Here is a 20,739-nt window from a genome sequence, read left to right on the forward strand (position 1 = left end):
CGAAGACGCAAGCTCCATGCCGCCATGCGGGCGGCGAATCGTCTGGATACACTTTGGGCACGAAACCTGCTGTGGTCTCCCTGCGCAGGCGGCACGGGGCCCAGGGTTTTGCCGCCGCTGCGGGGGATCGGTTCTGGAACAGCGGGGCCGGTCATGGCGTCCACGGCAGAAATTGCCGTTTGGGCGCAAGGTTTTCTGCAAACTTTGCCATGTACCAGTCCACCAGCTTCCATACGGTCCCGCCCCCGGGGGCCCAGAATTCCGTTCCACGGGAGGCGCCGCGTGATGCCCTGCCCGAAGATCCCATGTCCATACGCCTGAGGTTGGTCCTGCTGCTGCTGGCCTTGCTGGTCTTTGTGCTGGCGGCCTCGTCCTGGCTGCTGTTGCGCGCCTACCAATCCGAGCATGCGGCGCAGGAGCAGGCCGCGCGCGTCAGCAGCATGGCTGTGGCCCGTCTGCTGGACAAGGAGCCGCGCACGGCCGGCGCCGACCAGGTGCTGGCGGCCTTGCGGCCCTTGCTGGACTCCGGCTGGCCCGGCTTTCTGGTGGACAGCACAGGCCGCGCCCTGCCGGCCGGGCCCGGCGCGGCAGCCGACCTGCCTGCCTTGCCCGCCGATTTCAGCGAGCGGCTGGCGGCCAGCCTGGCGCAGGCTGCGCCCGGCGCGAAAAGTGCGGGGCAAGGCGCAGAGCAAAGCGCTGGGGAGGGCGCAGGGCAGGGCGCTTCGCAGGGCTGGCTGGATCTGCCAGATGCGCAGGGCGGGCCGCTGCGGGCCTTCTTCAGCAAGTCCGCCCAGGGATGGACCTGGGTGAGCTGGCTCCCCTGTTCTGCGCTGGACCCCGCATGCTCCCGGCCCCTGAAGGGGGTGATCTGGGTGGCCATCGTTTTGTTTGCGGTGGCGGGCCTGGGACTGGCGCGGCTGGCGCTGCGGGGCAGCGCGGCCCTGGTGTTGCCGGCAATGGGCGGCAAGGCGCAAGACCATGGGCAGGGCCAGGGCGGCGGTGATGCCGGCCTGTCCGAAGGCGCTGCGGTGGACGCTGCCCGCCTCGAAGAGGCCGCTGCCCGTCTCCAGAGCGAACGCCTGCAGGTGGTGGGGCGGCTGGCAGGCCGGTTTTCCCATGAGTTCAACAACCAGCTGGGCATTCTGAGCAACAGCGCCTATCTGATAGAGCGGCGCTCCGAAGACCCGGGCCTGCGCCTGCCCGCCCAGGCCATGCTGCGCTCGGTGGACACGGCCAGCCGCCTCACGCAGCAACTGTTGCGTTTTGGGGCGCACCATTGCACGCATGCGCTGGTGGTGGACCTGTACCGCTGGCTGCCCGGCCTGCAGGGCACGCTGGCCGTGGTGCTGGGCAAGCGCATGGCGCTGGAGGTGGCGGAGCCTGCCGAGGCCAGTCAGCCCGGCCAGCCGGCGCCGCGATTGGGCGTGCATGTGGACCCGGATGAGCTGGAGCTGGCGCTGATCAGCATTTTTCTCGCCATCCGCGAAGCGATGACCGATGGCGCGCAGGTGCACATGGCCGCCCGGCCCCTGTCCGAGCACCAGGACCAGGAGCAGGCCGCAGCTTCTCGCGGAGATGCGCTGGTGGAGATCCGCATCGAGGCCCTGGCCCACGGGGCGGGCGCCGCCAGCACCGGCTCCGGTACCGGCGAGGCGGGCGCGCCACGGCTGGAACGTGTGGAAAGGCAGGACCCGCCGCCTGTCTTCACTCCATTGAACGATGCCGATGCGGACGCCACCTGCGGCCTGAGCCTGGCGCGCCGCCTGTGCCTGGAGCGCGGTGGCGTGGTGCGGGCCGAGGGTGAGCATGGCCGCTGCCTGGCGGTCTCACTGGTGCTGCCGCGCGTGGCCATGGCGGCGCAGGACTGCCTGGCGCAAAGGCTGGACTGACAGGCTGCCTGGCCGCTTTCAGCGCGGCACGCTCCGCTTGCACAGGTTGAAGATGGCCAGCAGCGCAACGGCGCAGGCCAGAGAGACGAAGATGGACATGGAGGTGGCCGGCGCCTCCGTCTGCGCATTCATGGCCGAAGGCCCCAGCATCGGCGCCAGCAGCCAGCCGCCCAGTAGTGCGCCTATGGCGCCTATGACCACGTTGAGCAAAATGCCTTGCTCGGCCTGGGTGTTCGTGACCATGCTGGTAATCCAGCCGATCAGGCCACCCACCATCAGCCAGATGAGGAAGTCCATGGCATCGCCCTTGAAAAAAAGTTACGGTTGGTGGTCAAGGGCAATCGGCGTGCCCGGCTCCTGCAGGCCGTTCAGAGCCTTGGCTTGTCAGGGGCGGTGTCCTGGTCCGCGGCAGGGCGAATCTCTGCACGCTCCGCCTCATGGCCCGAAGGCGTCTGGGCATCCAGGCCCCGGTCGGGCGACTCGCTGACCTGGGGCAGGTCGGCGGCGTGCTCTATCAATTCCTCGATGATGAAGCGGCCATAGAGTTGGGCGCGCTCGGCGCCGGCGGCCTTCAGGGCATCGGCGGCCGTGCGTGCGGCCTCGTCGCTGTCCACGCGCACCACCAGCCAGTGGTAGCCGCGTTCGGCCAGGGCCTGGTGGGCCTTGACCAGGTTGAGCTCCTGGCCCACGGCGGCAACGGGGCTGGCCTGGCGCAGGTCTTCATCGATCTGGGCCAGCATTTCCCGGTCGGAATAGCGCTGGATGTCCTGGGCGGGCAGGTCCAGCGCCTGCAGCGCGGCCACGCCGTCATCGGCCTGCGCAGCTGTGGGAAACGAGACCACCATGTGGCCCACGGGCTTGAAGACACCGTAGGCGCGGGGAGGAGAGGAGTCCATGGGCTTGTCCTTGGTTGCACGAAGGTGCAATCAAGGTGGCAAGCCGCGTGCCTGCAAGTTTGGGTGTCAGCCGTGCTCGGCGTCCGTCTCGCCCTTTTTGCCGCCCGCATAGTCCCTGAGCCGGTTGTACAGGGTCTTGAGGCTGATGCCGAGCACGGCCGCCGTGCGTTCCTTCTGGTACTTGCACTGCTTGAGCGTGGCCTGGATGAGCAGCCGCTCGGCCTGCGCCATGGTCATGCCGATGGGCAGCTGTATGGTGGCCGGCTCGGTGTCGGGCAGGTCGTAGGTGGCGGCTGCATGCGCGTGGTCGGCGGGCGCATGCGCTGTGATTGCGGGGGTGATGGGCGTGGTCGATGGCGCTGTCAGTGGAGCGGTCATTGGCGCGCTCATTGGCATGGACCCCGCCTGCGGCATATGTGGCATTTGCGGCAGGTGCAGGGAGTGGTCGGCCGGATGCTGGGCAATGACCACGGGCGGCCGGGGCAGCCATTCCTGGCTCACCAGCGGGCCGGGCTCCATCACATAGGCGCGCTGCACGGCATTGCGCAATTCGCGCACGTTGCCGGGCCAGCTGTATTGCGCAAGCTGCTTGAGGGCCGATGCCGTGAATTGCTTGGCCTGGCCCTCGCGCTGGGAGATGGCGTCCATGAAATGCTGCGCAAGCAGCGGAACGTCGGTCAGGCGCTCGCGCAGCGGCGGCAGCTCGATGGGGAAGACGTTCAGGCGGTACAGCAGGTCTTCGCGCAGCTTGCCGCTGGCCACGGCCTCGTAGGGGCAGCGGTTGGTGGCGGCGATCACGCGCACATCGGTCTGCAGCGTCTGGGTGGAGCCCACGCGCATGAAGCGGCCGGTCTCCAGCACGCGAAGCAGCTTGACCTGCAGCTCCATCGACATTTCCGTGATTTCGTCCAGAAACAGCGTGCCCGTGGCCGCGCGCTCGAAAAAGCCCTGGTGCTGGCGGTCGGCGCCGGTGAAGCTGCCCTTTTCGTGGCCAAAGATCTCGCTTTCGATCAGGTGCGGAGAAATGGCCCCGCAGTTGACCGCCAGGAAGGGCCGGCTGCGCCGCTGGCTCAGCTCATGCAGGGTCTGTGCCACGACTTCCTTGCCGGTGCCGCTTTCGCCCGTCAGAAAGACCGTGACCGAGGTACCCGCCACGCGCTCCATCTGCTGGTACAGCCGCTGCATGGGGGCCGAGCCGCCCCACAGCCGGCCAAAGCGCCCTTCCTGCGCGCAGTAGCCGGCGCCTGGCCTGTCTTGCGGGGTGATCTGGTCGAAGGCCGCGCCCGTGAGGGTGCTGGTGCCCGTCTCCGGCAGGCCGGCCGTGGGGATCAGAAAGCGCGAAAGAATATCCTCCAGCCGCCCGATGCCCACGGGCTTGACCAGATAGTCCATGGCGCCGCGGCGCAGGGCCTCGATGGAGGAGTCCAGGCTGGCGTGGCCGGTCACCAGCACGATCTGCGAGTCCTGCGGCACCTGCTGGTCACCGAAAAGGTCCATGCCGTTGCCATCGGGCAGCTGCAGGTCCAGCAGCACCAGGCTGGGCGGCTGCATGGCCATCTGCCGGCGCGCGTCGCGCAGGGTGTGGGCCACGGCGACCGAGAAGCGGTCCACGCCCACGAGTTCGCGCATGGTCGCTGCGGAATCCGCATCGTCATCGACGATCAGCACGTGGTTCATCGCATGGCCTCCAGGGGTCCTCGCCGCAACGCGTTTTGACAAAATTTCATGATCTGCCAGTTTAAGGGCGAGCATGCGGGCGTCTTTGTCAGTCCACAGGCACAGTGTTTGCCGGGCGTGCGGGAGGCGGGATCAGGGAGGCGGCTGGCGGCTGGCGCGCCGCCCGCTGCGGGGCTGCAGCAGCCCCAGGAACAGGCATTCCTTTGCGCTCAGTCCGCGCGGGCGCCTGTCCGGTGCGGTGGGAATGTCCTGCCCAGGTTGCTCGCACAGGGCCAGCACCTGGGGATGGATGTAGAACTTGCGGCAAACCGCACAGGTATTGCCCAGGCGCCGGGCGACCTGCGTGACCAGAGCGTTCAGCGCCGCCGCACTGGTGCCTGCGCCTTCTTGCGACGCTGCCTTGCCTGCAGTCAGCGCCAGTTCCAGCGCAAGTTCCAGCGCGTACACGCTGGCATGCCAGGTGCGGAAATCCTTGGCGCTGAAATCCGGGCTGTCTGCGGCATCTCCGACATCTGCGGCATCAGCCCCATGGGCCGCAGCTTTGCCGCAAATCCTGCGGATGTAGTCGTTCACATGCTCGGATCGCACATGGTGGACTTCGCCTTCATCGTCGATGAACTGGAACAGCCGCTGGCCCGGCAGCTCCTGGCAGCGCTTGACGATGCGGGCCACGGCGCGGTCGGACACGCGGGCCTGCTGCAGCACGCCGCTCTTGCCCTTGAAGCTCAGCGTCAGCTCACCCGCATGCACCTGGGCATGGCGGTTTCTGAGCGTGGTGAGGCCGTAGGAGCCATTGCTCTCGGAATACTCGTCATTGCCTATGCGCAGGGCCGTGCAGTCCAGCAGCCAGACGATGGCGGCCACCACGGTGTCCAGCTGCGGCCGGCCAGGCTTGAGGTCGCGCGCCACCGCCCGACGGATGGCGGGCAGGTGGCGGCCAAAGGCGCGCATGCGGTCGAACTTGACCTGCTTGCGCTGTTCCTGCCACTGCGGGTGGTAGCGGTACTGCTTGCGGCCCCGGGCATCGCGGCCCGTGGCCTGCAGGTGGCCCTGGGGATCGGGGCAGATCCAGACATCCACATAGGCCGGTGGAATGGCGAGTTTGCGGATGCGCGCCAGCGCCTGGGCATCGCGCACGGGCTTGCCGTCCTGTGCCACGTAGGAAAAGCCCTTGCCGCGCCGCACGCGGCGCCAGCCGGGCATGCGGTCGTTCACATAGGTCAGGGCAGGGCCGGGGCCGTCTGCGTTCGCTGCCCTGCCCCTGGCTGGCGCGGAGCTCAGTGCACCCCCTGCGGCGGCGGTGGCGGCGGGGCAATGGGCGGGTCGGAGTAGGGCGAAGGTGCAGGGGCCGGTGGCGGGTCGCCCACGGGGGGAACCAGCGGCTCGGTGGGCGGCGGGTTGACCGGGGGCGCAACAGGCGGGGTGACAGGGGGTGCAGGTACCGAAGTGATCATGGGAAGTTGCTCCTGTAGGGGTGGCAGGCCGGGCCGGCCTTGGTGTTGCCATGGCAAGCGCCATGCCTGGACCCGGGGTAAATGGCCCGGGTACAAGGTTGGTTGAAGTCCGGCGCGATGCCATCTGGTGGCAATGATGTGGCGCACGCCGGGACGGGGGTCAGGCCAGCGTTCTCAGCTTCGCTTCGCGGGCCCAGAAGCGCTTCTTGGCGCCTTCGATGAAGGGTTCGGGCTTGTCGATGGGAAACACGCCCTCGTCCGGCGTGATGCCGGCCGTCTTCATGATGTGCTGCGTGGCCTTGCAGGCGGCAATGGCCTTGAGGTGGCCGAAGGCGTCGCGGAACCAGTCCTGCGCGGCTGCCTCATGGGCCAGCGCCTGGCCGCGCTCCAGCGTGATGATGGACACCACGGCATCGAACTGCGCGGATGGCGATCCGGCCAGCTGGCCGTCGGCCGGCAGGTGGCTGCCGTCGTCCAGCGTGGCGCCGCCGATCTTGGGCGCAATGATCTTCACGCTGGCCTTTTGCGCCACCAGCGCCTTGTGGAAGGCGGCAACGTGCCGGGCGCTGGAGCCTTCGTCCACCAGGATGGCAACGCAGCGGCCCTGCAAGGTGGGCTTCATGCGATCGATGATGCGCGTGGCCGGGCTGGGCGGCAGCTTTTGCGGGGGCACGGCAGGCTTGGCGGCAGGCGGCAACTGGGGCAGGCCCAGGCCGTCGGCCACGCGCTGTGCCAGGTCGGCGTCTATCACCTGCAGGTGGCCGACCACGGCCAGGCGCACATGCGGCGTCTGTACCTTGGACAGCTCGAACACCAGGGCGCTGGCGATGTGGGCCTGCTCCTGCGCGCTCTGGCTTTGGTAGAACATGCGCGCCTGGCTGTAGTGGTCGGCAAAGCTCTCGGGGCGGATGCGGCCCTTGGTACCCTCCTGCGCGGGCTGGGCAAAGTGCCGCAAGCCGCGGGCTGCCGAGGCGCGCGGGCTGTCGGCCTGCAGGCTGGAGGGCTCATAGGCCACGCGGCCCTTGGGCACCTCGGTCTGCATGTGGCCGTCGCGCTGGTGGTGGGCGAACGGGCATTTGGGCGCGTTGATGGGCAGCTGCGTGAAGTTGGGGCCGCCCAGGCGCGACAGCTGGGTGTCCAGGTACGAGAACAGGCGGCCCTGCAGCAGCGGGTCGTTGCTGAAATCGATGCCGGGCGGGATATTGGCCGGGCAGAAGGCCACCTGCTCGGTCTCGGCGAAGAAGTTGTCGGGCCAGCGGTCCAGCACGAAGCGGCCGATCTTGCGCAGCGGAATTTCCTCTTCGGGGATGAGCTTGGTGGGGTCCAGGTGGTCGTAGGGCAGGGCGTCTGCCTGCTCCTGCGAGAACAGCTGCACGCACAGCTCCCAGGCCGGGTAGTCGCCCGCCTCGATGGCCTCGAACAGGTCGCGGCGGTGGTAGTCGTTGTCTGCAGCCTGCAGCTTGAGGGCCTCGTCCCAGACCGTGGACTGGATGCCCAGCTCGGGCCGCCAGTGGAATTTCACGAAGGTGCTTTCACCCTGGGCATTGACCAGCCGGAAGCTGTGCACGCCAAAGCCCTCGATCATGCGCAGGCTGCGTGCAATGGTGCGGTCGCTCATGATCCACATGACCATGTGCATGGACTCGGGCATGAGGGAGATGAAGTCCCAGAACGTGTCGTGCGCCGTGGCGGCCTGCGGAAAGCCCCGGTCGGGTTCCATCTTCACGGCATGGACCAGGTCGGGAAACTTCATGGCGTCCTGGATGAAGAAGACCGGGATGTTGTTGCCCACCAGGTCCCAGTTGCCCTCTTCGGTATAGAACTTGATGGCAAAGCCGCGCACATCGCGCGGGGTGTCCACCGAGCCCGCTCCACCGGCCACGGTGGAGAAGCGCACGAAGATCGGCACTTGCTTGCCGGTTTCGGTCAGGACCTTGGCGGTGGTGTATTGCTCCAGCGAATCTGTCAGCTGGAAATAACCGTGGGCGCCTGTGCCGCGTGCATGGACGATTCGCTCTGGAATGCGCTCATGGTCGAAATGCGTGATTTTCTCGCGCAGGATGAAATCTTCCAGCAGCGTAGGGCCTTTTTCCCAGGCGGTGAGGGAGTTCTGATTATCAGGAACCGGAATGCCTTGCTGCGTGGTCAATCCGGGGTGCTGTCCGTCGGCCTGTTGCTGTAATTCTCCGCCATGGCCTGTGGGGGATTGCTTGGACGATTTCTTTTCACCAGGGGATTTCTTAGCCACGATTTACTCCTTGAAAGAAAGAGGATGGCCTGTTGTATGAGGCAATAATTATTGGAAGAGGCGATTGGCTGAACCAAAGGGCATCGTCAGCAAAGCTCTGGAGATAAAAAAAGGGCCCAGGGGGCCCTTTGCCAGTTCACGCTATCGGCAGCTTAACGCTGCTGATGGCTGCCCTGCTTTTGCTGTTCCCCTGGTTGGTTGCGCTGGGGATTGCTCTGTTGCTGCTGTTGGTTGGGATTGTTCGGGTTGTTGGGATTGCTTTGCTGCTGCTGCCCCGGATTGTTCTGCTGCTGCTGCTGCTTGTTCTTGTCGTTTTGCTGGTTGCTGGCCGTGTTGCCTTGAGGGTTGTTGGTCTGTTGCGTCATTTCCGTACTCCTTAAGTAAACAGCGATGCCGTCATCACTGCAATTTCATTGTGCGACCGTGAAAATGGCCGGCTTGTAGGATATTTGGAAGATTACTTTTGGTAAAGCATTGGAATTTGCTATGGAGTAGCTTTGTTCCATTTTGTCGGTACAAATGGATGTATTTCTTATAATGAAATTGTTTTGTAAAAAATGCAGCCAGGCCAAATATTGGGTTATTTGGCGGCGGGGCGTTTTGCAGGGGTCCTGGCCGGGGTTTTTGTGGATTTTGTCGATTTTCTGGACGCTGGCGTCTTTGCATTTTTTACCGTTGACGCGGTATTTTTTTCCTTGGCAGCGTTGGCGGATGGTCCGCCTGCGCCCTTGCCCAGGCTGTTCTTGAGCAGGGCCGTCAGGTCCAGCACGGCCGCGTTGGCCGGCGCGGCGGGTGGGGTCTCCTGTTTTTCCACGTTTTGGACATCGCCCGCATGCGCCTTGGCCTGCACGAGTTGATGGATTTCCTCGCTGAAGGAGTTGCGGAACTGGTCGGCGTCCCAGGCCTGGCTCATGTCCTTGATGAGGGCCATGGCCATGGTCATCTCGGCGCTCTTGATGCCGGCTGCCTTGGCGTCCAGCGGCGGAAGGTCCAGCTGCTCGAAGGAGCGGATCTCGCCGCCCCAGCGCAGCAGGTTGAGCACCAGCGCCCGGCCGCAGGGGATCAGGATGGCCAGGTGCTGCTTGGTCTGGATGACCACCTTGGCCACACCCACCTTGTTGCTCTTGCGCAGGGCCTCGCGCAGCAGGGCGTAGACCTTCTCGCCACGGTGCAGGGGGGCGGTGTAGTAGGGGCGTTCCAGGTAGATGAAGGGGATGTCCTGGGCATCGACAAAGGCCTCGATCTCGATGGTCTGCGTGGTCTTGGGAAAGGCGGCGGCAATCTCTTCAGCGCTCAGCACCACGTAGCGGCCTTCTTCGAATTCCACGCCCTTGACGATGTCGGCCGTGGCCACTTCCTTGCCCGTGACCTTGTTGATGCGCTTGTAGCCCACGGGCTGCATGTTGCGCTTGTCCAGCCAATCGAAGTCGATGTCCGAGCTGGCCGTGGCCGCGTACAGGCCGATGGGAATGTGCACCAGGCCAAAGCTGATGGCGCCCTTCCACATGCTGCGCGCGGAGGTGGACGGGCTGGATTTGGGGGAGGCGGCTTTCTTCATGGCGGTGCTTTCTTCGATCCCTGCAGGACGGTGCTCAACGCTGCGCCTCGAAGCCCAGCGCCTTCATGGCGCGGCCCAGGCCCACGGCGGCCGTGCCGTAGTGCTCCCAGGGGGAGTTGCCCAGGCGCAGGCGCTGGTCTACCGAGCGAATGGTCCAGTGCGCGCCGCCCGTGAGCCTGTCCAGCTCGTTCCAGGCCACGGGCACGGAGATGCCCATGCCCGGCCGCGCCCGGGCCGTCCACGCGCAGGCCGTGGTGGCGCCGAAGCCGTTGCGCAGGTAGTCCACAAAAATCTTTCCCACGCGGTTGCGCGGCCCGCTTTTGGCCACGAAGCGCTGGGGCACGGCATGGGCCAGGTGCTGGACCACGGCCTGCGAGAAGGCCTTGACGGTGTCCCAGTCCAGCAGCCGCTTGATGGGCACGACCACGTGCAGGCCCTTGCCGCCGCTGGTCTTGAGGAAGGCCGGCAGCTCCAGCTCCTGCAGCAGCACATGCAGCAGGCTGGCGGCCTCCTGCACCTGCTGCCAGGGCACGCCTTCGCCCGGGTCCAGGTCGAAGGTCATGCGGTCGGGCCGGTCGATGCGGTCCTTGCGCGCGTTCCAGGTGTGCCATTCGATGGTGTTCATCTGCGCAGCCGCCACCAGGCCTTCGCGCCGGGACACCTCCATCAGCGGGGCATGGCCGGGGTCCAGTTCCGGCGACAGGGCGGCGATGCCCTGCAGCGGCGCCTGGTCGAGGTGCTTTTGGAAGAACAGCTCGCCCTCGATGCCGTCCGGCGCCCGCACCATGGCCACGGGCCGGGACTTGAGGTGGGTGATCATGAAGGGCGCCACCGTGGCGTAGTAGCGCGCCAGATCCATCTTGGTGATGCCGGTGGAGGGATCGATGACCCGCTCGGGATGGGTGATGGTCATCGAGGCGGGCAGTCGCGCCGCCCTGGCATGGCGGGTTTGCGTTCGTGCAGCGCCAGGCGTGGCTGCAGCGCTGGCGGAAGATGCGGTCGATGGCACGTGCTGTGGCTCCTCTTTGACAATGCTGCGTGCAGGCTTGTCCGCACGCAGGCCCTGGAATACGGCATGGCGGACCTGGCCGTCCTCGGTCCACTGCGCGAACGAGACCTCGGCCAGCAGCGTGGGGCGCACCCAGTGCACCCCGCTGCCAAGGCCCCGGCTGTCCGCCAGCGGCGAGGTGCCGGTGGCAAGGCGCTCCAGGCGCTGGCGCAGGTCGGCCAGGGTGCGCCTGTTGAACCCCGTGCCCACCTTGCCTGCCGCGCGCAGCTGGCCGTCCTCGCCATGCACGGCCAGGACCAGGGCGCCCAGGCCCGTGCGCGTGCCCTGGGGATCGGTGTAGCCCGCGATCACGAATTCCTGGCGCAGGCCGCACTTGAGCTTGATCCAGTCCGCACTGCGCCGCGAGGCATAGGCACTGCCGCGCCGCTTGCCGATCACGCCCTCCAGGCCCAGCTGGCAGGCGGCGGCCACCAGGTCGGCGGGCGGGGCGTCAAAGGCCTCGCTGAAGCGAAGGCGGTCCGAAGGCGCCTTGTGCAGCAGGGCCTGCAACTGCTGGCGGCGCTGCTCCACGGGCTGGGGCCGCAGGTCCTGGCCGTCCTGCCACAGCAGGTCAAACGCGAAGAACACCAGGTGGTCGGTGCGCTCGCCGTCAAAGGCGTTTTGCAGGGACTGGAAGTCAGGGCGGCTGTCGCTGTCCAGCATCAGCACCTCGCCATCCACCCAGCCCGATTGCAGGGGCAGTGCGGCAAAGGCGCGGGCCAGGGCGGGCATTTTGGCGGTCCAGTCCTTGCCGTTGCGTGTGAAAAGGCGAACGGCGCCGTCCTCGATGCGCGCCAGCAGCCGGTAGCCGTCGAACTTGCTCTCGAAGATCCATTGCCCGGCATCTGCAGGGGCATGGTCCACCAAGGTTGCCAGCTGCGGGGCGATGCTCTGCGGCATGGACGCGGTGACGTGCGTAGCGACGGGCGTGGTGACGGGCGCTGTGGCGGTGGGCAGGGGAAGGCCGGCCACGCTGTCGGGCATGTCCTCGACCACGTTGAATTCGCTGGCAGCACGTTCCAGGCCGTCGTGCTCCTTGATCAGCAGCCAGGCGGGCTTTTTGGCGTCGTCCTTGCCGCGCATGCGCACCAGGGTCCAACGGCCCTGCAGCTTGTGGCCGCGCAGTTCGAACTTGAGCTTGCCCTTGCGATAGCCTTCGGCCGCATCGCCCTCGGGCAGCCAGGTGCCACGGTCCCAGATGATGACCTTGCCCGCGCCGTACTGTCCCGGTGGAATCTGGCCCTCGAAGCGGTTGTAGGCCATGGGGTGGTCTTCCACCTGGACGGCCATGCGCTTGTCGGCCGGGTCGTAGCTGGGGCCCTTGGGCACCGCCCAGCTTTTCATGCTGCCGTCCAGCTCCAGCCGAAAGTCGTAGTGCAGGTGGCTGGCCCAGTGCTTTTGAATGACGAATTGCAGGGCGCCCGCGCCGGGCTGCCCTGCAATCGCCTCACTGGAAGATTCTGCCGAAGGTTCCGGTGTGCGCGTGAAGTCGCGCTTTTGCCGGTACAGCGCGAGCGAGGCCTGGGGTGTCGCCGCCTTGGCCGCCCCTTTGGTGGGGCGGGCTGGGCGGGATGCCTGGGACTTGCTGCGCGTGGCCGGCATGGCGGCATCCGTCAGTGGATGAGCGCAATCAGGATGATGATGGGAATGGGAACGCCCAGGAGAAAAAGCAGTATGGATCGCATGGCAAGCCTCCGTTGAATGGATTGAATTGGATTGATTCGGTTTCAGTGCTGGGGATTATCAAAAGGCATCGCGTTGACGACCACCCCAGGTGGCGCACAGGCTGCCCACAAAAGCGCCCAGCATCAGCGAAACAAACAGCCAGAGCATGGAATGGGCCGTGGCCTTGCGTGCCTCTTCGGCTGCCTGCTTGGCCTTTTGCTTGGCTTCTTCAGCCTTTTGCTCGGCCTGCTTTATCTGCATTTGCACGGAATCAAAGGTGCTTCGCACTTTCTTTTGCGCATCTTCCACGGACATATCGGAGTTGCGCGCAATCAGCTGGGCCAGGTATTGCTCGTCGGCGGGAGACAGCTGGCCGGTGCGCAGCGACTGGGCAAAGATCACGCCGGCCTCGCGGGTGGCGCTGGCCAGGTCGGCGGGGGTGGCATTGCTGGTGGAGGTAGCGGCGCCGGAGTTGCGGAACAGGCTGCCGGTCCAGTAGGCCAGGCCCTGGGGCGAGGCATCGGCGCCCGAGGCACCGGCCATGGCTGCGGCACCGCCTGCAGCTGCACCGCCCGCGGCGCCGATCGCGCCGCCCACCACGCTGGAGGCGCTGGTGGCCACGGTCTGCGCGGCCTTGAAGGCGCCGGAGACGGCACCGCCTGCAGCGGCGCCCATCAGGGCCACCATGGCCAGCGTGGCCAGTGCCCAGGACAGAAAGCCGTGGGCCGTGTCGCGGAAGTAGACCTCGTCCGTGTGCACGCCTTGCCAGCGTGTGCGCAGCCGCCCGGCCAGATAGCCGCCCACGCCGGCCGAGGCCAGCTGCGTGAAGGCGATCCAGGCCACGGCCGTCAGGCCCAGGGCGCCGGCATCCAGGCCTTCACCGGACCATACCGACACCGACGACAGGCCCAGGCCCGTGCCCAGAATGAACAGCAGCAGCGACAGCGATGCCGCCGCCATGGCGCCGGCAAATATCGCGGCCCATGAAACGCCGCTGCGTGAGGTATCTACGGTGGCGACCGTGTTGACCACTGGCGCTTCAGCCAGGGGCGCGGATTCGGAATAGGCAATGGACATGGCCGACTTTCTTGGAGTTGAGTGCCCCATTCTTGCCAGTCGCAATAGACGCCGCTGTAGGAGGATTGGAAATGCAGGACTGGCAAACGCAGATGAAAAACGTCATCCTTTGCCAGATGACGATTTTCAAGCGAATGCTCAGGCTGGATATGGAAAATGCTGCCTGCAATCGGTAATTCTTGCAGAACATTTTCCAGGGCGGGTATTCGGATTATTCAGGTCAGTGCGGCGATGCCTTTTTCCATTGCCGGATATTCATCGCCGCATTGAAGCTGCCCTCCGGAAAATGCTCAGGGCTGGCGCACGTCGGCCACCACCTGCTCGCCAAAATCGGCACGCTGCAGCCAGCCCAGCACCAGCGCTGCCGCCTGCTCGGGCGTGGACAGCTTGCCGCCCTCCTTGAGTTGGGCGAAGTTGCCTGCATCGGGGAAGGCGGCGGTATCCGCGCTGCGCAACTGCACCTGCATGTCGGTGTCGATGACGCCGGGCGCCAGCGAGCAGATGCGCGCGCCGTGGGGCTTGAGCGCCTCGTCCAGCGCCACGCTGCGGCTGAAATGGTCCATGCCGGCCTTGGCCGCGCAGTAGGAGGCCTGCGAGGCAATGGCGCGCCGGCCCAGGCCCGAAGAAATGTTGAGCACCTTGCGCGGCACGGCTGTCCAGCCCTCGGTGGCGGCCAGGAAGGCAGCCGTCAGCAGCATGGGCGCCTCCAGCCCCACGCGCATGGCCTGGGCAATGTCGGCGGGCTGCAGCTGCGACAGCGGCGCAATCTGCGGAATCACGCCCGCGTTGTTGATCAGGGTGACGCTGGCGTAGCGCGCGGCGTCCAGGCCGGCCAGCCAGTCGCCCAGCCTGCGGGCCGCGGCCTCGGGCTCGCCCAGGTCCACGCTCCACTGCTGCAGCGGCGCGCCCGCCGTGGCGGCCGCCTGGGCCAGGTCTTCGCTGGTGGAGCGCGACAGCGTGAGCAGTTCATGGCCGGCATCGAGCAGTTGCCGGGCCATGGCCAGGCCCATGCCGCGCGAGGCGCCGGTAAGAATCGTCAGGGAAAGAAGAGGCGATGCATTGTTCATGCGGGCGATGGTATCGCTTGTGCCCGTGCTGCCGGCCCGGCCGCTGCCTGGCCGGCGACAGGGTCCGATGGCAGCAGCAGCTCGGCGCTGTGCGCCTGCCGGGTGCGCTCCAGCGCCTGCACGATGCGTTCGCAGGCACGCTCGGCCGCCTCGTGAAGGCTGGCGCCCTGCAGCCAGTGGCCGGTGAGCGCGGCACTGAACAGATCGCCCGTTCCCTTGGGCACCGCATTCACCCGCGCGTGGGTGATCACATGCACGTCATCGCGCGTGACCAGGGCCACGCGCATGCGCTGGGCGGGCTCGCCGTCCAGCTCGGGCGATGCGCTGGTCACGGCCACCCACTGCGTGCGTCCCTTGAGCAGGCTGCGCGCGGCCTGGACCACATCGTCCATGCCGCGCACAGGGCGCGCGGTCAGCCGCTCCAGCTCGAAATGGTTGGGCGTCAGCCCGTCGGCCAGCGGCAGCAGGTGGCGCTGGTAGGCCTCGACCATGGCGGGGTCCACATAGATGCCGCTGTCGTGGTCGCCGATCACCGGGTCCACCACCACGCGCAGGCCGGGCCGCTGCGCCAGCAGGCCGGCAACCCAGTCCGCCAGCAGCGTGGCCTGGGCCGGCCCGCCCAGGTAGCCGGCCAGCACGGCCTGCAACTGCCGCAGCCCGCCGCGCGCACCCAGGTCCTGCAGATAGCCCGCAAACCACTCGGCGGCAATTGCTCCGCCGTGGATGCTGGGATAGTGCGGCGTGTTGCTGAACACCACCGTGGGCACGGCCGCCGCCGCCAGCCCCAGCGCCTGCAGCGTGGGCATGGCCACGTTGTTGCCAACGCGGCCGTAGACGACCTGGGACTGCACGGACACCACGTCGATGGCCAGGGGTTGCAGCATGTCTTGGGGGGCGGGGGCGTTCATGGGCGTGTATGTAGGCAAGTGCTGATCGAGACGGCTTTTATAAGGCCTGTGTGCCGGCCCCGGGCCCCACAATCGGCCGCGCATGACCAGACCACTGTGCGATCTGCGCGTGAAAAGAAAAAGGCCCGCCAAAGGGCGGGCCCGTGGAGCGCCAGGCGCCTGTGCGTTGTCAGGCGCCCAGGTAGGCGCGGCGCACTGCGTCGTTGGTCAGCAGGTTGGCGCCGGTGTCTTCCAGCACCACCTTGCCGGTTTCCAGCACATAGCCGCGGTCGGCGATCTGCAGGGCGCGGTTGGCGTTCTGCTCGACCAGGAAGACCGTGACGCCGGCCGTGCGGATGGTCTGGATGATCTCGAAGATCTGCGCAATGATCAGCGGCGCCAGGCCCAGCGTGGGCTCGTCCAGCAGCAGCAGGCGGGGCTTGCTCATCAGCGCGCGGCCGATGGCCAGCATCTGCTGCTCGCCGCCCGACATGGTGCCGGCGCGCTGGTGGGCGCGCTCACGCAGGCGCGGGAAGAGGCCGAACACATGTTCGATGCCGGCCTCGATCTGCGGCTTGTCCAGGAAGAATCCGCCCATCTTCAGGTTGTCCGTGACCGTGAGGTCCGAGAAGATGCGCCGTCCCTCGGGCGAGACCGCGATGCCCTTGCGCATGATGTGGTGCGAGGGCAGCTGGGTGATGTCCTCGCCCTCGAACGAGATGCGGCCCGAGCTGGCGCGCGGGTTGCCACACACCGTCATCAGCAGCGAGGTCTTGCCGGCGCCGTTGGAGCCGATCAGCGAGACGATTTCGCCCTGGTTGACGTGCAGGCTCACGCTGTCGACCGCGCAGATGGCGCCGTAGTGGGTGGAGATGTTCTCCAGTTGCAGCATGGCAGGCATCAGGCTTCTCCCAGGTAGGCCTTGATGACCCGTTCATCGTTGCGGATGGCATCCGGCAGGCCCATGGCGATGGGCTTGCCGTACTCCATGACGAGGATGCGCTCGGACACGCCCATGACCAGGCCCATGTCGTGCTCGATCAGCAGCACGGCAATGCCGTACTGGCGGCGCAGCTGGTCGATCAGGCCCTGCAGGTCCTTCTTCTCCTGCGGGTTCAGGCCGGCGGCGGGTTCGTCGAGCATGAGCACGCGCGGCTTGGTGATCATGCAGCGCGCGATCTCCAGGCGGCGCTGGTGGCCGTATGCCAGGTTGCCGGCCTCGCGGTTGACGAACTCGCGCAGGCCCATGACGTCCAGCCAGTGCAGGGCGCTCTCGATCTTTTCCTCTTCGCTGCGGCGGTAGCTTGCCGTGTTGAACAGGCCCGACAGCAGGTTGACGCCCGAGCTGCGGTGCTGTGCCACCAGCAGGTTTTCCAGCACCGTCATGGACTTGAACAGCCGCACGTTCTGGAAGGTGCGCACCACGCCGTGGTTGGCCACGTGGTGGCTGCTGCGGCCCTCGATGGCGCTGCCGTCCAGCGTGACGGAGCCGCTGCTGGGCTGGTAGAAACCGCTGATGCAGTTGAACACCGTGGTCTTGCCGGCGCCGTTGGGGCCGATGATGGCAAACACTTCCTGCGGGCGCACGTTGAAGCCCACATGGTCCACGGCCAGCAGGCCGCCGAAGCGCATGCACAGGTCTTTGACTTCTAGCAAATACTCGCTCATCGCCGGCCCTTGCTGCTATCTGTTGTCCCAAAAATCATGGTGTCGGCATGCCTCATGAGCGCACCTCCACATGGTGGCGGCGCATGGGCAGCAGGCCCTGCGGGCGCCAGATCATCATCAGCACCATCACCAGGCCGAAGATCAGCATGCGGTACTCGGAGAACTCGCGCGCCAGCTCGGGCAGCACCGTCAGCAAGATGGCCGCGATGATCACGCCCAGCTGCGAGCCCATGCCGCCCAGCACCACGATGGACAGGATCAGCGCCGATTCGATGAAGGTGAACGATTCGGGGTTGACGATGCCCTGGCGCGCCGCGAAGAAGGCGCCGCCCAGGCCGGCGAACATGGCGCCCAGCGTGAAGGCGGACAGCTTGATCTTCATGGGGTTCAGGCCCAGGGAGCGGCAGGCGATCTCGTCCTCGCGCAGCGCCTCCCAGGCGCGACCTATGGGCATGCGCACCAGGCGGTTGGAGATGCACAGCGTGATCACGGCCAGCAGCAGCGCCATCAGGTACAGGAAGATCACCATGTGCAGCGAGCTGAACTCCAGCCCCAGGAACTGGTGGAAGGTCGTGCCGCCCTCGGTGGAGGGATTGCGCGTCATCTCCAGGCCCAGCACCGTGGGCTTGGGGATGCTGGAGATGCCGTCCGGCCCGCCCGTGATGCTGGTCAGGTTGACCAGCATCAGGCGGATGATTTCGCCGAAGCCCAGCGTCACGATGGCCAGGTAGTCACCGCGCAGCCGCAGCACCGGAAAGCCGAGCACGAAGCCGAACATCGCGGCGGCGGCGCCAGCCAGCGGCAGCGCTTCCCAGAAGGACCAGCCGGCCCAGTGGAACAGCAGCGCATAGGTGTAGGCGCCCACGGCGTAGAAGCCCACGAAGCCCAGGTCCAGCAGGCCGGCAAAGCCCACGACGATGTTCAGGCCCAGGCCCAGCATCACGTAGATCATTGCCAGCGTGGCGATGTCCACCGCGTTGCGGCCCGCGAAGAAGGGCCAGGACACGGCGATCAGCAGGGCGGCCAGGATCAGGCCGTTGCGGTGGCTGGGGCGTGCGTGTGGCAGCGAGGGCAGCGAGACCTTGGGCATCTTCGCCGCGATCAGCGGGCGCAGCAGCTGCACCAGGAAGACCAGGGCGCAGGCCCAGGCCACCACCGTCCAGTCGGGGTTGATGATGGTGCGGGTGCCGGCGCGCTCCAGGTGCAGGCCGAAGATGGGCGTGACGACCACGGCGGTCATCACCGTGGCGATCAGGGCGTCGCGCAGGTTCAAGGTGGGTTTGGCTTTCATCAGACCTTCTCCACTTCAGGCTTGCCCAGCAGGCCCGTGGGGCGGAACAGCAGGATCAGCACCAGCAGGCCGAAGGCCACGATGTCCTTGTACTCGGACGAGATGTAGGCTGCCGCAAAGGTCTCGGCCACGCCCAGCAGCACGCCGCCCAGCATGGCGCCGGGAATGGAGCCGATGCCGCCCAGCACCGCCGCCGTGAAGGCCTTGATGCCGGCCAGAAAGCCGATGAACGGGTTGAGCTTGCCCACGGCCAGCGCGATCAGCACGCCGCCCACGGCCGCCAGCATGGCGCCCAGCACGAAGGTGAACGAGATCACGCGGTTGGTGTCGATGCCCAGCAGGCTGGCCATGTGCATGTCCTGGGCGCAGGCGCGCGAGGCACGGCCCATGCGGGAATGGCGGATGTACAGCGTCAGCAGCACCATGAGCACGATGGCGACCACGATGATCAGGATGCGCGAGTAGGGCACATAGATCTCGAAGCCACCTTCGGCGCCGAAGCGCAGCGCGCCCGGCAGCAGCGAGGGCACGGCCATGTCGCGCGCGCCCTGGCCCAGGGCCACCCAGTTCTGCAGGAAGATGGACATGCCGATGGCCGAGATCAGGGCCACCAGGCGGGGGCTGCGGCGCAGCGGCTTGTAGGCCACCTGTTCCACCACCAGGCCGTAGACGCCGGTGACGAAGACCGACACCACCAACATCAGGCCGATGATGGCCCACACGGGCAGGCCGCTTGTCGTGCCGATGGCCGACAGCGTGACCAGGCCGATGTAGGCACCGATCATGTAGATGTCGCCGTGGGCGAAGTTGATCATCCCGATGATGCCGTAGACCATTGTGTAGCCGATGGCGATCAGGGCATAGATGGCGCCCAGGGACAGTCCGTTGAACAGCTGCTGTATCAGCTGAGGTAAGAGTTCTGACATGGTGTAATGCCGCCCCAAAACAGGAAAAGGCCTAAAAGGCCAGGATGCAGACAACCGGGACACGCGCAAGCGTGCCCCGGCCAGTCAACGAGGGGGATTACTTGGCAGCGACCGACTTGCTGCCGTCCTTGTGCCATTCGAACACCTGGAAGTCGAAGGACTTCAGGTCGCCCTGCTTGTTCCAGCCCACCGAGCCCAGAACGGTCTCGAAGTTGGACTTGTGCAGGTGGTCAGCCACCTTGGCGGGGCTGTCGCCCACGGCCTTGATGCTGTCCAGCAGCACTTGCGTGGCGGCAAAGGCGGTCAGCTGGAAGGCGCCCGAAGGATTGCGCTTCTTGTCCTTGAAGGCCTTGACCACGGCGGCGTTCTTGGGGTTGGCCGAGAAGTCTGCAGGCAGGGTCACCAGCATGCCTTCGACGGCGTTGCCGGCGATGGCATTGACTTCGGGGTTGCCCACGCCTTCGGGGCCCATCATGCGGACCTTCAGGCCCTGCTCGGAAGCCTGGCGCAGCAGCAGGCCCATTTCAGGGTGGTAGCCACCGTAGTAGATGAAGTCCACACCGGCGCTCTTGAGCTTGGTGATGACGGCGGAGTAGTCGCTGTCGCCGGCGTTGATGCCTTCGAACAGGGCCACTTCCACGCCGGCCTTCTTCAGGTCGTCGCGCACGGAGGAGGCAATGCCCTGGCCATACGACTGCTTGTCGTGCAGCACGGCAACCTTCTTGGGCTTGGCCTTGTCCAGGATGAACTTGGCGGCGGCCGGGCCCTGCTGGTCATCGCGGCCGATGGTGCGGAAGATGAAGTGGTAGTTCTTGCCGTCGGTCAGGGCCGGGGAAGTGGCCGAGGGGGTCACGACGACCACGCCTTCGTTGTTGTAGATCGGGGCGGCGGCAATCGATGCGCCCGAGCAGACGGGGCCGATCACGTAGCCGATCTTGGCGTTGACCACGCGGTTGGCGGCCACGGGGCCTTGCTTGGGTTCGCAGGCGTCATCGACGGACACCAGCTCGATCTTCTTGCCATTGACGCCGCCAGCCGCATTGGCCATTTCCACGGCGGTGTTCACGCCTTCCTTGACCATGTCGCCGTACTGCGTCAGCGGGCCGGTGGTGGGAACCACCATGGCGATCTTGATTTGCGCATGCGCTGTGGAGAACAAGGCGGCACCAGCCAAACCCAGGGCGGCGACGACGGTGTGCATGCGGAACGGAATGCTCATGAGTACTTCCTTCAACTTTGGGTAAAGCGTTCTGAAAAACGCGGTGGCTCCTGTAGGGGCGATCCGCGCAAAGAAGCACAGATTAATCTCCTGGTTACCAATGGCAACAGGGTATCCCGGGGCTGGCGCGCATGCAGGCTTTTCGCTAAGGGCTGGATGCCCTCGCAGG

Annotated in this window: 18 protein-coding genes; 1 reads left to right on the forward strand and 17 read right to left on the reverse strand. The window is 66.4% G+C overall.

Features of this window, described 5'->3' with window-relative positions:
- Positions 1-305 precede the first annotated feature (305 nt).
- Positions 306-1,889, forward strand: a complete 1,584-nt coding sequence (locus tag IB269_RS05930) for a hypothetical protein (protein WP_225613967.1) — start codon at positions 306-308, stop codon at positions 1,887-1,889.
- A gap of 18 nt (positions 1,890-1,907) precedes the next feature.
- Here IB269_RS05930 and IB269_RS05935 read toward each other — a convergent pair whose 3' ends face one another.
- The 17 genes from IB269_RS05935 to IB269_RS06015 form a co-directional block, all read right to left on the reverse strand.
- Positions 1,908-2,186, reverse strand: coding sequence for a GlsB/YeaQ/YmgE family stress response membrane protein (locus IB269_RS05935; protein ID WP_013801923.1), 279 nt, complete (start codon positions 2,184-2,186; stop codon positions 1,908-1,910).
- Positions 2,187-2,257: 71 nt separating this feature from the next.
- A complete protein-coding gene (locus tag IB269_RS05940; RefSeq protein ID WP_192366640.1) occupies positions 2,258-2,785 on the reverse strand; it encodes a hypothetical protein in 528 nt (175 codons plus the stop codon).
- Positions 2,786-2,851: 66 nt separating this feature from the next.
- Complete coding sequence (locus IB269_RS05945; RefSeq protein WP_192366641.1) at positions 2,852-4,462, reverse strand: sigma-54-dependent transcriptional regulator; 1,611 nt, start codon at positions 4,460-4,462, stop codon at positions 2,852-2,854.
- Between the two features lie 132 nt (positions 4,463-4,594).
- Positions 4,595-5,665 carry a DNA topoisomerase IB gene (locus IB269_RS05950; RefSeq protein ID WP_192366917.1) on the reverse strand — a complete coding sequence of 357 codons (1,071 nt, stop codon included), beginning with the start codon at positions 5,663-5,665 and terminating at the stop codon, positions 4,595-4,597.
- Between the two features lie 74 nt (positions 5,666-5,739).
- Entirely contained in the window at positions 5,740-5,916 is a 177-nt protein-coding gene (locus IB269_RS05955) for a hypothetical protein (RefSeq protein ID WP_156516919.1), read from the reverse strand.
- Positions 5,917-6,076: 160 nt separating this feature from the next.
- Positions 6,077-8,164: a catalase gene (locus tag IB269_RS05960; RefSeq protein ID WP_192366642.1), complete on the reverse strand. Its 2,088-nt coding sequence runs from the start codon at positions 8,162-8,164 to the stop codon at positions 6,077-6,079.
- 152 nt (positions 8,165-8,316) lie between these two features.
- Complete coding sequence (locus IB269_RS05965) at positions 8,317-8,529, reverse strand: hypothetical protein (protein ID WP_012206144.1); 213 nt, start codon at positions 8,527-8,529, stop codon at positions 8,317-8,319.
- A 215-nt stretch (positions 8,530-8,744) separates the two neighbouring features.
- A complete protein-coding gene (locus IB269_RS05970; RefSeq protein WP_192366643.1) occupies positions 8,745-9,722 on the reverse strand; it encodes a Ku protein in 978 nt (325 codons plus the stop codon).
- Between the two features lie 34 nt (positions 9,723-9,756).
- Positions 9,757-12,372 (reverse strand): DNA ligase D, encoded by a 2,616-nt coding sequence (gene ligD, locus IB269_RS05975; RefSeq protein WP_192366644.1) that lies wholly within the window; start codon positions 12,370-12,372, stop codon positions 9,757-9,759.
- Between the two features lie 141 nt (positions 12,373-12,513).
- A complete protein-coding gene (locus IB269_RS05980) occupies positions 12,514-13,512 on the reverse strand; it encodes a hypothetical protein (RefSeq protein ID WP_063325598.1) in 999 nt (332 codons plus the stop codon).
- Positions 13,513-13,802: 290 nt separating this feature from the next.
- Positions 13,803-14,579 (reverse strand): SDR family NAD(P)-dependent oxidoreductase, encoded by a 777-nt coding sequence (locus tag IB269_RS05985; RefSeq protein WP_192366645.1) that lies wholly within the window; start codon positions 14,577-14,579, stop codon positions 13,803-13,805.
- On the reverse strand, positions 14,576-15,487 hold the full coding sequence (gene pdxK / locus IB269_RS05990; RefSeq protein ID WP_192366646.1) for a pyridoxine/pyridoxal/pyridoxamine kinase: 912 nt from the start codon (positions 15,485-15,487) through the stop codon (positions 14,576-14,578). Before pdxK ends, IB269_RS05985 begins: the two co-directional genes overlap by 4 nt.
- Positions 15,488-15,656: 169 nt before the next feature.
- Complete coding sequence (locus IB269_RS05995; protein WP_034398706.1) at positions 15,657-16,358, reverse strand: ABC transporter ATP-binding protein; 702 nt, start codon at positions 16,356-16,358, stop codon at positions 15,657-15,659.
- 8 nt (positions 16,359-16,366) lie between these two features.
- Positions 16,367-17,134, reverse strand: coding sequence for a high-affinity branched-chain amino acid ABC transporter ATP-binding protein LivG (gene livG, locus IB269_RS06000; protein ID WP_034394891.1), 768 nt, complete (start codon positions 17,132-17,134; stop codon positions 16,367-16,369).
- A gap of 52 nt (positions 17,135-17,186) precedes the next feature.
- Positions 17,187-18,425 (reverse strand): high-affinity branched-chain amino acid ABC transporter permease LivM, encoded by a 1,239-nt coding sequence (locus IB269_RS06005; protein WP_043824703.1) that lies wholly within the window; start codon positions 18,423-18,425, stop codon positions 17,187-17,189.
- Positions 18,425-19,351 (reverse strand): high-affinity branched-chain amino acid ABC transporter permease LivH, encoded by a 927-nt coding sequence (livH, locus tag IB269_RS06010; protein ID WP_012206135.1) that lies wholly within the window; start codon positions 19,349-19,351, stop codon positions 18,425-18,427. Before livH ends, IB269_RS06005 begins: the two co-directional genes overlap by 1 nt.
- Positions 19,352-19,448: 97 nt before the next feature.
- Positions 19,449-20,570, reverse strand: coding sequence for a branched-chain amino acid ABC transporter substrate-binding protein (locus IB269_RS06015; protein WP_013801936.1), 1,122 nt, complete (start codon positions 20,568-20,570; stop codon positions 19,449-19,451).
- Between the last annotated feature and the right edge of the window lie 169 nt (positions 20,571-20,739).

The organism is Delftia sp. DLF01, assembly GCF_014852125.1.
GTDB classification, from domain to species: domain Bacteria; phylum Pseudomonadota; class Gammaproteobacteria; order Burkholderiales; family Burkholderiaceae_C; genus Comamonas; species Comamonas acidovorans.

Excerpts from the sequence above, each read along its gene's own strand:
- IB269_RS05930 (WP_225613967.1), top strand. The coding sequence starts at position 306 with ATGTCCATACGCCTGAGGTTGGTCCTGCTGCTGCTGGCCTTGCTGGTC.
- IB269_RS05935 (WP_013801923.1), bottom strand. The coding sequence starts at position 2,186 with ATGGACTTCCTCATCTGGCTGATGGTGGGTGGCCTGATCGGCTGGATT.
- IB269_RS05940 (WP_192366640.1), bottom strand. The coding sequence starts at position 2,785 with ATGGACTCCTCTCCTCCCCGCGCCTACGGTGTCTTCAAGCCCGTGGGC.
- IB269_RS05945 (WP_192366641.1), bottom strand. The coding sequence starts at position 4,462 with ATGAACCACGTGCTGATCGTCGATGACGATGCGGATTCCGCAGCGACC.
- IB269_RS05950 (WP_192366917.1), bottom strand. The coding sequence starts at position 5,665 with ATGCCCGGCTGGCGCCGCGTGCGGCGCGGCAAGGGCTTTTCCTACGTG.
- IB269_RS05955 (WP_156516919.1), bottom strand. The coding sequence starts at position 5,916 with ATGATCACTTCGGTACCTGCACCCCCTGTCACCCCGCCTGTTGCGCCC.
- IB269_RS05965 (WP_012206144.1), bottom strand. The coding sequence starts at position 8,529 with ATGACGCAACAGACCAACAACCCTCAAGGCAACACGGCCAGCAACCAG.
- IB269_RS05970 (WP_192366643.1), bottom strand. The coding sequence starts at position 9,722 with ATGAAGAAAGCCGCCTCCCCCAAATCCAGCCCGTCCACCTCCGCGCGC.
- ligD (WP_192366644.1), bottom strand. The coding sequence starts at position 12,372 with ATGCCGGCCACGCGCAGCAAGTCCCAGGCATCCCGCCCAGCCCGCCCC.
- IB269_RS05980 (WP_063325598.1), bottom strand. The coding sequence starts at position 13,512 with ATGTCCATTGCCTATTCCGAATCCGCGCCCCTGGCTGAAGCGCCAGTG.
- IB269_RS05985 (WP_192366645.1), bottom strand. The coding sequence starts at position 14,579 with ATGAACAATGCATCGCCTCTTCTTTCCCTGACGATTCTTACCGGCGCC.
- pdxK (WP_192366646.1), bottom strand. The coding sequence starts at position 15,487 with ATGAACGCCCCCGCCCCCCAAGACATGCTGCAACCCCTGGCCATCGAC.
- IB269_RS05995 (WP_034398706.1), bottom strand. The coding sequence starts at position 16,358 with ATGCTGCAACTGGAGAACATCTCCACCCACTACGGCGCCATCTGCGCG.
- livG (WP_034394891.1), bottom strand. The coding sequence starts at position 17,134 with ATGAGCGAGTATTTGCTAGAAGTCAAAGACCTGTGCATGCGCTTCGGC.
- IB269_RS06005 (WP_043824703.1), bottom strand. The coding sequence starts at position 18,425 with ATGAAAGCCAAACCCACCTTGAACCTGCGCGACGCCCTGATCGCCACG.
- livH (WP_012206135.1), bottom strand. The coding sequence starts at position 19,351 with ATGTCAGAACTCTTACCTCAGCTGATACAGCAGCTGTTCAACGGACTG.
- IB269_RS06015 (WP_013801936.1), bottom strand. The coding sequence starts at position 20,570 with ATGAGCATTCCGTTCCGCATGCACACCGTCGTCGCCGCCCTGGGTTTG.